Annotated in this window: 11 protein-coding genes; all 11 read left to right on the forward strand. The window is 48.4% G+C overall.

The genetic code is table 11. The features are described 5' to 3' along the window. Positions 1–11: 11 nt before the first annotated feature. Positions 12–1,259 carry a peptidase T gene (pepT, locus tag WKT10_RS06340; RefSeq protein WP_066548628.1) on the forward strand — a complete coding sequence of 416 codons (1,248 nt, stop codon included), beginning with the start codon at positions 12–14 and terminating at the stop codon, positions 1,257–1,259. Positions 1,260–1,312: 53 nt separating this feature from the next. Then, on the forward strand, positions 1,313–2,737 hold the full coding sequence (locus tag WKT10_RS06345; protein ID WP_066548620.1) for a sodium:solute symporter family protein: 1,425 nt from the start codon (positions 1,313–1,315) through the stop codon (positions 2,735–2,737). Between the two features lie 194 nt (positions 2,738–2,931). Next, positions 2,932–3,684 carry a Crp/Fnr family transcriptional regulator gene (locus tag WKT10_RS06350; protein WP_167544879.1) on the forward strand — a complete coding sequence of 251 codons (753 nt, stop codon included), beginning with the start codon at positions 2,932–2,934 and terminating at the stop codon, positions 3,682–3,684. A gap of 55 nt (positions 3,685–3,739) precedes the next feature. Further along, entirely contained in the window at positions 3,740–4,513 is a 774-nt protein-coding gene (gene udp / locus WKT10_RS06355; protein WP_317438514.1) for a uridine phosphorylase, read from the forward strand. A 125-nt stretch (positions 4,514–4,638) separates the two neighbouring features. Next, positions 4,639–5,748, forward strand: coding sequence for a BMP family lipoprotein (locus WKT10_RS06360; protein WP_066548610.1), 1,110 nt, complete (start codon positions 4,639–4,641; stop codon positions 5,746–5,748). Positions 5,749–5,779: 31 nt separating this feature from the next. Then, positions 5,780–7,324: a YjjI family glycine radical enzyme gene (locus WKT10_RS06365; RefSeq protein WP_337433289.1), complete on the forward strand. Its 1,545-nt coding sequence runs from the start codon at positions 5,780–5,782 to the stop codon at positions 7,322–7,324. Next, the gene (locus WKT10_RS06370; RefSeq protein ID WP_066548604.1) at positions 7,324–8,166 is read left to right on the forward strand and encodes a YjjW family glycine radical enzyme activase; all 843 of its coding nucleotides are present in this window, start codon (positions 7,324–7,326) and stop codon (positions 8,164–8,166) included. The genes WKT10_RS06365 and WKT10_RS06370 overlap by 1 nt, the downstream gene beginning before the upstream one ends. A 17-nt stretch (positions 8,167–8,183) precedes the next feature. Next, positions 8,184–9,728 (forward strand): ABC transporter ATP-binding protein, encoded by a 1,545-nt coding sequence (locus WKT10_RS06375; RefSeq protein ID WP_066548602.1) that lies wholly within the window; start codon positions 8,184–8,186, stop codon positions 9,726–9,728. Continuing rightward, the gene (locus WKT10_RS06380) at positions 9,721–10,791 is read left to right on the forward strand and encodes an ABC transporter permease (protein ID WP_296038577.1); all 1,071 of its coding nucleotides are present in this window, start codon (positions 9,721–9,723) and stop codon (positions 10,789–10,791) included. Before WKT10_RS06375 ends, WKT10_RS06380 begins: the two co-directional genes overlap by 8 nt. Before the next feature lies 1 nt (position 10,792). Beyond that, positions 10,793–11,728, forward strand: a complete 936-nt coding sequence (locus tag WKT10_RS06385; protein WP_066548593.1) for an ABC transporter permease — start codon at positions 10,793–10,795, stop codon at positions 11,726–11,728. A gap of 48 nt (positions 11,729–11,776) precedes the next feature. Continuing rightward, positions 11,777–12,484: a purine-nucleoside phosphorylase gene (gene deoD, locus WKT10_RS06390; protein WP_066548591.1), complete on the forward strand. Its 708-nt coding sequence runs from the start codon at positions 11,777–11,779 to the stop codon at positions 12,482–12,484. Positions 12,485–12,511: the final 27 nt, after the last annotated feature.

Here is a 12,511-nt window from a genome sequence, read left to right on the forward strand (position 1 = left end):
GAATTTCATATATGTCTGAATTTTATGAACAGGTGAAGGAACGTTTTATCCGCTATGTAAAGGTTGATACCCAGTCTCAGGCTGGTTCCTCTACAGCTCCCAGCACGATGAAGCAGAAAAATCTGGGGCGGATGCTTAGAGATGAGCTGATTTCATTGGGAGTAACGGATGCAGAGCTGACAGAAGAAGGTCTGGTTTATGCGTCCATCCCGTCTACGATGCCGGATGGAACAGGCTTGTCTATTGGCTTTGTAGCCCACATGGATACTTCTCCGGATGCAGACGGCACAGATGTAAAGCCATGGGTTTTTGAAAAGTATCCAGGTGGGGATGTGATGTTAAATAAAGAACAGAATATCCTTATGAGGGAAGATGACTATCCTACACTTAGAAAATATGTGGGAGAAGATCTTGTTTTTACAGATGGAACCACGCTCTTAGGAGGAGATGATAAGGCTGCGGTAGCATCGATTATGACAATGGCAGAGTTTTTCTGCCGCCATCCTGAAATTCCTCACGGTCCGATCAAGCTGTGCTTTACTCCGGATGAGGAGATCGCGCGCAGCACGGAAAATTTCAGCGTAGAGCGTTTTGGGGCAGATCTTGCATATACCATGGACGGAGACGCCCTGGGCGGTCTGGTGTATGAAACCTTCAACGGTGCGGAAGCTCAGTTGACTATCCATGGCCTGAGTGTTCATCCGGGAACAGCCAAGGGCATTATGAAAAATGCAGTGGAGATCGGTGGAGAATTTATGGCTATGCTCCCGGCTCTGGAACGGCCTCAGTTTACAGAAGGAAGGGAAGGGTATTTTCATCCCTTTGTTTTTGAAGGAACTGTTGAAAAGACCTATATCCGCTGTCTGGTTCGGGATCATGAGCTGGATCGGTACGAGGAGAGAAAAGCCTATGTTATATCCTGCATAGAGGAGCTGAACCGGCGCTATGGTGAGGGAACCGTGGAGCTTAAATGGGACAGCATTTATTACAGCATGCGGGAAGTCATCAAAAAGGTTCCGTTTATGATCGACTACTGCAAGCAGGCTATGAAAGAATGCGGAGTGGAGCCCTTTGAGATCGCAATGAGAGGCGGCACAGACGGTTCCTGGATTTCCCAGATGGGTCTTCCATGCCCCAACATTACAGCAGGTTATGAAAATGCTCATGGCAGATTTGAGTTTGTTTCCATCCAGGCTATGGCGAAAAATGTGGAGATCCTGATCCGGCTGCTGAAGCTTTATGCAGCCCATAAGGAATAATGTTCGGATAAAAATGCAGATGGAACAGGTATGATAAAAGAGAGGAAAATGATATGGATGTACGGTTTTTATTCGTAGTGGGCTATCTGCTCCTGATGGTGGGAGTGAGTCTTTATTTAAAAAGAAAAATGGTAAAAAGCTCAGATGACTTTGCGGTAGCGGGAAGACGCCTTCCCATGATCGTATTAGTGGGAACGCTGCTTGCTACATGGTGCGGCGGCGGCGGTATTTCGGGTTCCGCAGGCCTGGTTTATAAAAACGGACCTCTGTTTGGTATCCTGCTGTTTGCAGGAGCTCCGATCGGAATGATCGTTCTTTATTTTATTTCAGGAGCAGTCCGCAAAAGTACCACATATACTATTCCGGAGCTGTTTGAGCTGCGCTACGGAGCAGCTGCCAGAAATCTGGCTGCAATCTGCATTATTCTGGCGTATATCGGAACCACAGCTTCCCAGTTTAAGGCAGCCGGCAATATTTTTATGATTACCAGTGGCATTGATTTTATCACCTCCACTGTGATCTGCGTGATATTTATGGCGCTTCTGGCTCTGATCGGCGGTATGGTCAGCGTGGCATATACGGATGCTTTATCTGCTTTTATGATGGTGTTTGGCTTCATGTTCGGCATTTTATATCTGAGCGGAGATTTCGGTGGCTTTGGCGGCGTACTGGCTCAGGTTCCCGCAGAGAAAAATTCCATCTTTGGAACTATGAATATTGCTCAGGTGCTGGGCTATGTGCTGCCAACGCTGTTTTTGGTGCTGGGTGATCAGAACATGATCCAGCGGTTCAGTTCCGCAAAAGACAGCCGCACCGCCCGCAAATCCAATGTGGGCCTTGTAATTGCAGAGGTTGTTGTATGTGCCCTGATTATCGGTCTTGTAACCTGTGCCATTCCTCTGTATCCAACCAACGATTCTGCAGATACCATTTTATTCCAGCTGGCAGCACAGAAGCTTCCTACGGTTTTAGGCGGTATCGTAATGGCTGCCTGCATGAGTTTTGTTATTACTACGGGTGACTCCTATCTTCTGTCGACGGCTTCCAACCTGACTTATGACGTATGGGTGCGCCTGATCAAAAAGGATGCGGATGATAAGCAGAAACTGAATATGCTTCGTATTTCCATTGTCCTTGTGGCTTTTCTGGCGTTTGTTCTGGGCTTTTATTTCCCGGATATCCTTTCCGTTCAGATGTATGCCTATACCATGTATGGAGCAACCATTACACCGGCCCTGATCTGTGCGCTGTTTTATAAAAAAGCAACCAAGGCAGGCGGTCTGGCAGGCATCATCACCGGAGCGGTGACGACGATCATCTGGGATGTGGTCTTACGTTCTCCGGGCGGCGTCCAGAGTGCGATCATCTCCGTGCCCCTGGCTTTTATAGCAATCTTCCTTGTAAGCGCCATAACGCAGAATGGCGCAAAGATTCCTCTGGAAGAGGTATATAAAAGAAGTGAAGAATCTGAAAAGTAAGCAGAAACAGTAATTTTATATAGCTATAGGTAAAAACCACCATATACGCAAAAAAATATGGTGGTTTTTTGTGCTAAACATCAAAAAAACTCTTTTTCCTTTTTGAAAAGTGACATATGTCCTTTTATTCTTTGTGAAAATGTGATATGATGAAAACAAGTTAAATGGAAGAAATATACAAAAGGGAATCCTTTATGAAGGAAACACAAAAGCAGATTAAGAAACTGAATATAGAAACTCAGAAGCAGATTGAAAAGCTGAATCCGGAAAAGGTGGATTATCTGAAACAGTATTTTGCAGGCGCTCCCCGTTGGCTGCTGGAACAGTTTCAGGTGATCGAGGTTCCGGCAGGGACTGTTTTTATCCATGAGGGAGAGCCGGCAGAACGCGTTTATGTGCTGTTACAGGGACAGGTGTCTGCGGTTGACTACCGGGTACAGGAGGCCGTATATGGTTTCTTTCAGTTTTATCCTATTGAACTTTTTGGGGTGATGGAAATTTTAGGCGGAATGGAGCGGTATAAGACCTCTCTTGCAGCAGTGGAAAAAAGTATTTTCCTGCGGATTGGAAGAGACCAGTATGAGCGATGGCTGAAAAGCGACAGCAATGCATTTCAGATGGAAACAAAGGAAATTGTCAATTATCTTCTGGAGCAGGCAAGAAAAGAACGGCTGTATGTGCTGTTGTCCGGAAATCAGCGGGTTTATCAGGTATTGATCAAATTATATAAATCCTATGAGGAAAATGGAACATACAGCGCCTATATCAGCCGAAAGGATTTTTCTGAGATGACAGGCCTTTCAGAACGGACGATCACCAGAGCGATCAAGAGTCTGGTATCAGAAGGATATATTACAAAAAAAGGATGGAATATCACTATGGACAGCAGCCAGTACCAGCGCTTAAAAGCTCTGGCGGATGCAAAGATGAGTGAAATTGACAGTTAGGAATCAGCCGCGGCTGGTTTATAATAATTAAAAAACGTACAGGGAGGAACAGAACGTGAAGTATTCAGAAGATCCTAACAAACAATATCACATTCAGGTGGGAAAAGGAGAGGTCGGACGGTATGTGATACTGCCGGGAGATCCAAAACGCTGTGAAAAGATCGCGAAGTATTTTGATGATCCGGTATTAGTGGCTGACAACCGGGAGTATGTGACCTATACTGGTACGTTAGATGGAGTAAAGGTAAGCGTTACTTCTACGGGTATCGGCGGCCCCTCTGCTTCCATTGCCATGGAGGAGCTGGTAAACTGCGGAGCAGATACCTTTATCCGTGTAGGCACCTGCGGAGGGATGCAGCCGGAGGTAAAAAGCGGTGATGCCGTAATTGCCACCGGGGCCATCCGTATGGAAGGAACCAGCAGAGAGTATGCTCCGATTGAATATCCGGCAGTTGCTGACCTTACAGTGACAAATGCGCTGACAGCTTCTGCAAAGGAACTGGGCCTTGCTTTCCATACAGGCGTAGTTCAGTGCAAGGATGCTTTTTACGGCCAGCACTCCCCGGAGCGCATGCCTGTAAGCTATGAGCTTTTGAACAAATGGGAAGCCTGGAAACGGATGGGCTGTCTGGCATCCGAAATGGAATCAGCCGCATTATTTATCGTGGCCGGAGCGCTTCATGTACGGGCCGGTTCCGTATTCCTGGTTGTTGCAAATCAGGAGCGGGAAAAGCTGGGCCTGGAAAATCCGGTGGTCCATGATACGGATATGGCAATCCGCACCGCCATAGGGGCCATCCGGGAACTGATCCGCCAGGAACAGAAATAGGCAGTTTTATAAAAGGCAGCAGGCTGGAAAAATCCCTGTTTCATAAGCAGGGGATTTTTCCAGCTTCACATGGGCTTTGCTTAAAAGCAGGGCTTCATTATATACTTTAAAAGGAGAGAATCATTATGAAAAAGAAAACAGCAGCACTTATGTTGGCAGCAGCCATGGCAGTATCTCTGACTGCCTGTGGAGGTTCAGGCGGCACTTCTGAGACAAAGGCAGAGTCTTCCGCAGCCGCTGATACTTCAGCAAAAAAAGAAGAAGCTGAAACAGAGGCAGCAGGTGAGAAAAAAGACGGATCCGAATACAAGATCGGTCTTGTAACAGACGTAGGCGGTGTAAATGACGGTTCCTTCAACCAGTCTTCCTGGGAGGGTCTTCAGAAGGCGGCAGAGGATTTTGGCGTTGAGGTAAATTATCTTGAGTCCTCTACTGATGCAGACTACGTTCCAAACATTGAGACGTTTATTGATGAAGAGTACGACCTGATCATCAGCGTAGGCTATATGCTGGCAGACGCTACCAAGCAGGCTGCGGAAGCAAATCCTGAGTGTAAGTTTGCTATTATTGATGACGCTACCATTGACCTGCCCAATGTTACTTGTCTGATGTTCCGCCAGGAGCAGGCTTCCTATCTGGTAGGATACGTTGCCGGCCTTATGACAGAGACTGACAATATCGGCGTAGTGATCGGTATGACAAATGAAACCATGAACCTGTTCGGATACGGCTATTGTGCAGGTGCTATTGATGCAAATCCGGATATTACGATCCAGCAGTTTAACGCAAACTCCTTTGCAGATCCGGCAACCGGAAAAACAAACGCAGGTACCGCGATCACCAATGGCGCTGATATTGTTTTCCATGCAGCAGGCGCAACCGGACTTGGCGTAATCGAGGCATGCCAGGAAGCAGGCGTATATGCTATCGGCGTGGACAGAGACCAGTACAATGACGCACCTGGAACCGTAATTACTTCCGCTATGAAGCGTGTAGATACCGCTGTTTATGACAGTGTAGAGTCTCTGCTTAACGGTACCTTAGAGGGCGGCCTTCATACGTATGACCTGGCAGCAGGCGGCGTAGATATTGCTCCTTCCCAGGATCTTCTTCCTGAGGATGTAAAGAAGGCAGTAGAGGATGTTAAGGCTAAGATCCTTGCAGGCGAAGTGACTGTTCCTGCCAGCAAGGAAGAGTTTGAGGCTGCATACGGCGATGTATATCAGTTAGACTAAGATTGAACAATGACAGAAGGAGGAACCATATATGCGTGACATTTCAATGGAGCGTGTAAATGAAACAAGGGAGAATATCCTGAGCATTATAAAAAGCCCTGTGCTGACCCATGAGCAGAAGCTTACGAACCTGGCCTGCCAGGCGGATTCCCTGATGGAGGTTTTGGACCTCCCCGAAGGGCTGGATGAACTTTTAAATGTTCCTGCAGACCGTAAGTGCATCTGTGATCTGGCAGAAGGCCATGCGCCCATGCGTCCCCGGTACATTATCCCGGATTATGCAAAATTTATGAAAGAGGGCAGTGAATTTCTCCAGCTTAAACCGCCGACAGATCTGTATGAGGCTATTAATAATCTGCTGATCTTTTATAAGCATGTTCCCAGCGTTACCAACTATCCGGTTTATGTGGGACAGTTAGATGAACTGCTGGAGCCTTTTATTGATACAGTGGACGAGGCTCAGGCGAAAAAGCTTTTAGGGATGTTTATGACGCACATTGACCGCACGGTACTGGACTCCTTCTCTCATGCAAATATCGGTCCCAGGGCGACCAAGGCAGGCCGCCTGCTGTTAGAAGTGGAAGCGGAGCTTGAACATGCGGTTCCCAACATTACCATGAAATATGAGGAAGGCGTTACAGAAGATGACTTTGCCCTGGAGGCCATCCGGTGCGCACTGCACAGTGCAAAGCCCAGCTTCGCAAACCATAAGATGTTTAAGGGTGAATTGGGTGAAGGCTATGTGATCGCAAGCTGCTATAACGGCCTGCTTTACGGCGGCGGCGCTTATACGCTGTGCCGCCTGATCCTGGGAAATATTGCAAAGCGCGCAAAGGATATCCGGGATTTTAAAGAACAGCAGCTGCCGTATGTACTGGATATTATGGCACGGTACATGGATGAGAGAATCCGGTTTGAGGTAGAGGAAAGCGGATTCTTTGAACATCACTTCCTTGCGAAGGAGGGCTTTATCCACAGGGATCGTTTCTCCGGCATGTACGGTCTTGTAGGCCTGGCAGAGTGCGTCAATATCCTTCTTGAAAAGGAAGGTATAGAGGGACGGTTTGGCCATGATGAGATCGCTACGCGGCTGGGCGTTGAAATTATGGATCAGATCCAGGCTTTTAACGCAGCCCATGTAAATCCCTACTGTGAGGGAACAGGAGGCCGCTTCCTGCTTCATGCCCAGGTGGGAATTGCGGAAGACATTGATATAACTCCAGGAACCCGTATCCCGATCGGGGAGGAGCCAGAGGAGCTGATCGACCAGTTAAAGGTGCTTGAGCATTTCCACCGGTATTTTACCTCCGGAACCGGAGATATTTTCCCAATCGATATGACGGTGCACCGCAACCCGGAATATGTGCTGGATATCATTAAGGGGGCCTTTAAAATGGATCTGCGCTATCTGTCCTTCTATTCCAGCGACAGCGATGTGATCCGAGTGACCGGTTATCTGGTAAAACGCTCTGAAATGGAAAAACTGGATCAGGGACAGGCCGTTCTCCAGAACACAACCGGTCTGGGGCTGGGAGCTTCCAAGAACGGTCATATCCTGGAGAGAAAGGTGCGCTGATGAAAGCCATTGTAAATCGAATCATTCCTTTCAGCAGTGTAGACGGTCCTGGAAACAGAACTGCCATTTTCCTCCAGGGCTGCAACATTAACTGCAAATATTGTCATAATCCCGAAACAAGAAGGCTCTGTATAAACTGCGGAGCCTGTGTGGGACAGTGCCCTGCCGGGGCGCTGTCCCTGGGAGAGGATAACCGGGTCATCTGGGATCAGGGAGCCTGCGTGCAGTGTGATACCTGTATCCATGTCTGTCCCAATGACAGTTCCCCAAAAGTGCGGGAAATGACGCCGGAGGAGGTATATGCGGCTGTAAAACGGCAGATTCCCTTTATACGGGGCATCTCAGTATCCGGCGGAGAGTGTATGCTCTGGCCGGATTTTTTAAAGGCGCTGTTTACGCTTGCCAAAGCAGACGGACTTGGCTGTCTCATTGACAGCAATGGGACTATCCCTTTATGGGACTATCCGGAGCTTTTAGAGATATCTGACGGCGTAATGCTGGATATCAAGGCGTTTGATGATACAGACCACCGCCGGATCACCGATGAAGGCAACGGGATCGTGCTTAAAAATGCGGTTTTTCTTGCAAAGCACGGAAAACTGGAGGAAGTCCGGGCTGTGATCGTTCCGGATCTCTATGACGGAGAAAAAAGCATCCGGGGAATCGGAACGCTTCTGGCGCCTTACCGGAATATACGCGAAATCCGTATCAAGCTGATCGCGTACCGTCCCATGGGAGTGAGGGAAGCGTATTCCCACTACCAGGTTCCGTCTCCTGAATGTTTGACGCAACTGGCAGACATACTGAGGGAGATGGGATTTAAAGATATTGTGATCATATGAAAAAGGAGGGAATATACATGGGAAAGACCAGCCATATGGATGAAAGCCAGGTCATGGTCCAGATGAAGGACATTGTAAAGAAATTCGGTAATTTTACAGCCAATGACCACATCAATCTGACGGTGCATAAGGGTGAGGTACATGCCATTTTAGGAGAAAACGGAGCCGGTAAAAGTACGATGATGAATGTGCTCTGCGGGCTTTATAAGCCTACCAGCGGACAGATTTTTATTAAAGGGAAAGAGGTGCATTTTTCCAGTCCAAAGGATGCTATCGACATCGGGATCGGTATGGTTCACCAGCATTTTATGCTGATCCAGCCATTTACGGTAACGGATAATATTATTTTGGGAATTGAGCCTGTAAAGGGGCTTTCCATCGATAAGGCAGCCGCCAGACAGAAGGTAATGGAGCTGTCGGAGCGTTATGGCATGAAGGTCGATCCTGACGCAAAGATCGAGGATATTTCCGTTGGGATGCAGCAGCGTGTGGAGATACTGAAGGTGCTTTACCGCGGTGCGGATACGCTGATCCTGGATGAGCCTACCGCTTCCCTGACCCCTCAGGAGATTGAAGGACTGATGGAGATTATAGAGAATCTGACAAGGGATGGAAAGAGCGTGATCCTTATTACCCATAAGCTGAAGGAGATCACGGCGTCTTCGGATCACTGCACCATTATCCGCCAGGGGAAATATATCCGCACGGTAAATGTGGATGAGGTAACAGAAAATGACCTTGCAGCCATGATGGTCGGCCGTGATGTGAATTTTAAGGTGGATAAAAAGGAGCAGGAGCCGGGAGAAATCGTTCTGGAGGTAAAGGATGTAAGGGCAAGGGATTATCGGGACGCAGAGATCTTAAAGGGACTTAATTTAACGGTCCGCAGGGGAGAAATCGTAGGTCTTGCAGGCGTGGACGGAAACGGCCAGACGGAGCTGGTGGAAATCCTCACAGGCCTTAAGAAGGCAGAATCCGGCAGCGTGAAGATGCTGGGAAAAGAGGTTATCAATAAAACGCCGAAAGAAACCTTTGAAAGCGGTATTTCCAGTATTCCGGCAGACCGCCAGAAGCATGGACTGATCCTGGACTTTTCCAATGAGGACAACCTGATCCTGCAGCATTTTGAGGAGGCCCCTTTCTCAAATAAGGGATTTCTAAATCGGAAAGCGATCCGCGCCCATGCTGCAGAGCTGATTGAAAAATTTGATGTGCGTCCCAGAGGCTGCGAAGAAGCGCCGGCAGGAACGCTTTCAGGAGGCAATCAGCAGAAGGTCATTATTGCCAGAGAGGTTACCAATGACAAGGATCTTCTGATCGCTGTAAATCCTACCCGTGGCCTGGATGTAGGAGCCATTGAATTTGTTCATAAGTATCTGGTAGAGCAGAGAAATAAAAACAGGGCCGTTCTTTTGGTTTCCTTTGAGCTGGATGAGATCATGAGTCTTTCTGACCGGATCGAGGTCATCTTTGACGGCAGGATCACAGGAAGCGTTCCCGGAAAGAATGCAGATGAAAAAGAACTCGGCTATATGATGGCAGGAGGACGGAAGAATGAATAAAAAGAAAAGTATCCTTGAATCCAATCTACTTTATACGCTCATTGCGATCGTTGCCGGGTTTATCATCGGAGCTGTCTTCCTTATGATCGCAGGGATCAGCCCTGCAGTGGCCTACGGCAAGCTGATCGACAGTGTTTTTGGCAAGCCAAAATATCTTGCATGGGTACTGACCTATGCAAGCCCTTTGATCTTTACCGGATTAAGTGTTGCATTCTCCTTTAGAACCGGTGTCTTCAACATCGGAGCAGAAGGACAGTTTGTAGTGGGAAGCCTGGTAGCCTGTGTGCTGGGAATTACCTTAAAACTTCCGGCTGTTATCCATATTCCCCTGTGCCTTTTGGCGGCAGCGGCAGCAGGAGCGCTCTGGTCCTATCTGGTAGGGCTTTTAAAGGTAAAGCGGGGCATTCACGAGGTTTTGTCGTTTATCATGTTTAACTGGATTGCCTTTTACCTCTCCAATTATGTGGTAAATATTCCTGCCATTCACAAGGAAGGCGGCGGTGAAGCCACAAAGGATGTGGCAGAAACGGCCCGTATCCTCTTCCCTGAGGCAGTAAGAGATGTACTGGGATGCAAGGTTGCAAACTGGGGGATCATCCTGGCCGTTGCGGCTGCTGTGATCATCTGGGTGATCATCGAAAAAACGACACTGGGATACAAACTGAAAGCAGTGGGCTTTAACCGGAACGGCGCTCTGTACGGCGGTATTAACTCTGATGCGTCTGTGCTTACGGCTCTTAGTATTTCCGGTGCGCTGGCAGGTCTTGGAGGAGCGGTTCAGATCCTTGGCATGGCAGGCCGTTTAAGCCAGTTTGCAGGCCAGGAAGGCTATGGCTTTCAGGGAATCACAGTGGCCCTGATCGGTTCCTCCAATCCCATTGGCTGTATCTTTGCCGGACTGTTTTATGGAGCCATGAAGTACGGCGGCTCCAAGCTGAGCATTGTAAAAGCGCCTTCAGAGGTGGTAGACATTATCATGGGCTGTGTGATCCTCTTTATTGCCATTGCCCAGATCTTCCGTATCCTGTTTAAGAAGCTCGCTGCAAAGAAGGAGGCAAACTAATATGGATGTAATCATTAAAAATCTTGGCCTTTTGATCAATGCAACTTTGATCGCAACGCCGCCCCTTCTTCTGGCGGCCCTGGGCTCCTGCTTTTCTGAGAGGAGCGGAGTTATCAATATTGGAATTGAGGGCATGATGACCATCGGCGCATTTACCGGTGCGGTACTTGGGCTGGAAACGGGAAACGGCTGGCTGGCCTTTTTGGGAGCGGGTCTTGCGGGTGCGCTTTTTGGCGTCATTCATGCGGTCGTATGTATTTCCTTTCATGCAGATCAGACCATTGCCGGAACTGCCATCAACTTTTTAGGCCCAGGTCTTGCGGTATTCCTCTGCAAAGCTATGTACAATAATTCCTCCGATACTCCGGCCATGGATCCGGCAAGCAAGCTTCCAAAGCTTTTTGAGGGCGTATTTCCAACAGGCTCCTTTTTAAGCAATGTACTGAATGTATATTCAGTGGCATATCTGGTGTTTATCCTGGCAGGCGTATGCTGGTTTATCTTTTACAAAACGCGCTTCGGCGCCCATCTGCGGGCAGTGGGAGAGCATCCGGAGGCCTGTGAATCTCTGGGAATTGACGTGTACCGCGTGCGTTACAGCTGTGTGATACTGTCCGGCTTTATGGCCGGCCTGGGAGGCGCTTTTGTAACGCTGGCTACTATTAACCAGTTCCGCCCAAGCGTAATTGTAGGACAGGGCTTTATCGCCATTGCGGCCGTTATCTTCGGTAAGTTTTCACCGGGCGGCTCTATGCTTGCCTGCCTTCTCTTTGGCTTCTGCAGCGGCATCAAGAGCCTTGCGGGCCAGAGCAACATGATCTCGCCGAACCTGATTTCCATGATCCCCTATGTGGTAACCCTGCTGGCGCTGATCCTCTTTGTTGGAAAAGCCCATACGCCGGCTGCCAACGGAAAGATTTTTATCAAATCCAAGTAAAACGTAAACCGCTGCCTTACAGATGCGGTTTGGAAAGGAAGCTTATCTATGTCAGTACCAACTCCTCATAACGGCGCGGCAAAAGGAGATTTTGCCAAAACCGTGCTTATGCCCGGAGATCCTCTTCGGGCCAGATATATCGCTGAAACCTATCTTGAGAATCCCAGACAGGTCACGGGAGTCCGCAATATGCTGGGATTTACGGGAACCTATAAGGGAAAAGAGATTTCAGTCATGGGAGCCGGCATGGGAATGCCCTCCATCGGTATCTATTCCTATGAGCTGTTTCATTTTTACGATGTGGACAGTATTATCCGCATCGGATCTGCTGGCGCACTTCAGGATTCTTTGAATCTGATGGATGTGGTTATTGCCATGGGCGCCTGTACGGATTCCAATTATGCGTATCAGTACGGACTTCCGGGTACATTTGCGCCCATTGCAGATTACAGCCTTTTAAACAGGGCTGCCGAAACTGCAAAGAATCAGGGAACGCCGGCTGTGGTGGGAAATGTCCTTTCCTCTGATATTTTTTATAACGAAACTGCAGATGTGAATGACAAATGGCGTTCTATGGGTGTTCTGGCAGTGGAAATGGAAGCGGCAGCCCTGTATATGAATGCTGCCAGGGCAGGCAAAAAGGCGCTTTGTATGCTTACTATTTCCGATCATATCTATCGCCAGGAGGGATTAAGCGCAATGGAGCGCCAGATCGGTTTTGGAAAGATGATGGAGATTGCCCTGGAACTGGCCTGATTCTTATGGATCCGGTGAAGGAAAGAT

This window comes from Enterocloster sp. HCN-30185 (assembly GCF_037890305.1).
Lineage (GTDB): Bacteria > Bacillota > Clostridia > Lachnospirales > Lachnospiraceae > Enterocloster.

What these genes read in the sequence shown, in the direction of transcription:
- pepT (WP_066548628.1), top strand. Translation starts at nt 12, where the DNA reads ATGTCTGAATTTTATGAACAGGTGAAGGAACGTTTTATCCGCTATGTA.
- WKT10_RS06345 (WP_066548620.1), top strand. Translation starts at nt 1,313, where the DNA reads ATGGATGTACGGTTTTTATTCGTAGTGGGCTATCTGCTCCTGATGGTG.
- WKT10_RS06350 (WP_167544879.1), top strand. Translation starts at nt 2,932, where the DNA reads ATGAAGGAAACACAAAAGCAGATTAAGAAACTGAATATAGAAACTCAG.
- WKT10_RS06360 (WP_066548610.1), top strand. Translation starts at nt 4,639, where the DNA reads ATGAAAAAGAAAACAGCAGCACTTATGTTGGCAGCAGCCATGGCAGTA.
- WKT10_RS06365 (WP_337433289.1), top strand. Translation starts at nt 5,780, where the DNA reads ATGCGTGACATTTCAATGGAGCGTGTAAATGAAACAAGGGAGAATATC.
- WKT10_RS06370 (WP_066548604.1), top strand. Translation starts at nt 7,324, where the DNA reads ATGAAAGCCATTGTAAATCGAATCATTCCTTTCAGCAGTGTAGACGGT.
- WKT10_RS06375 (WP_066548602.1), top strand. Translation starts at nt 8,184, where the DNA reads ATGGGAAAGACCAGCCATATGGATGAAAGCCAGGTCATGGTCCAGATG.
- WKT10_RS06380 (WP_296038577.1), top strand. Translation starts at nt 9,721, where the DNA reads ATGAATAAAAAGAAAAGTATCCTTGAATCCAATCTACTTTATACGCTC.
- WKT10_RS06385 (WP_066548593.1), top strand. Translation starts at nt 10,793, where the DNA reads ATGGATGTAATCATTAAAAATCTTGGCCTTTTGATCAATGCAACTTTG.
- deoD (WP_066548591.1), top strand. Translation starts at nt 11,777, where the DNA reads ATGTCAGTACCAACTCCTCATAACGGCGCGGCAAAAGGAGATTTTGCC.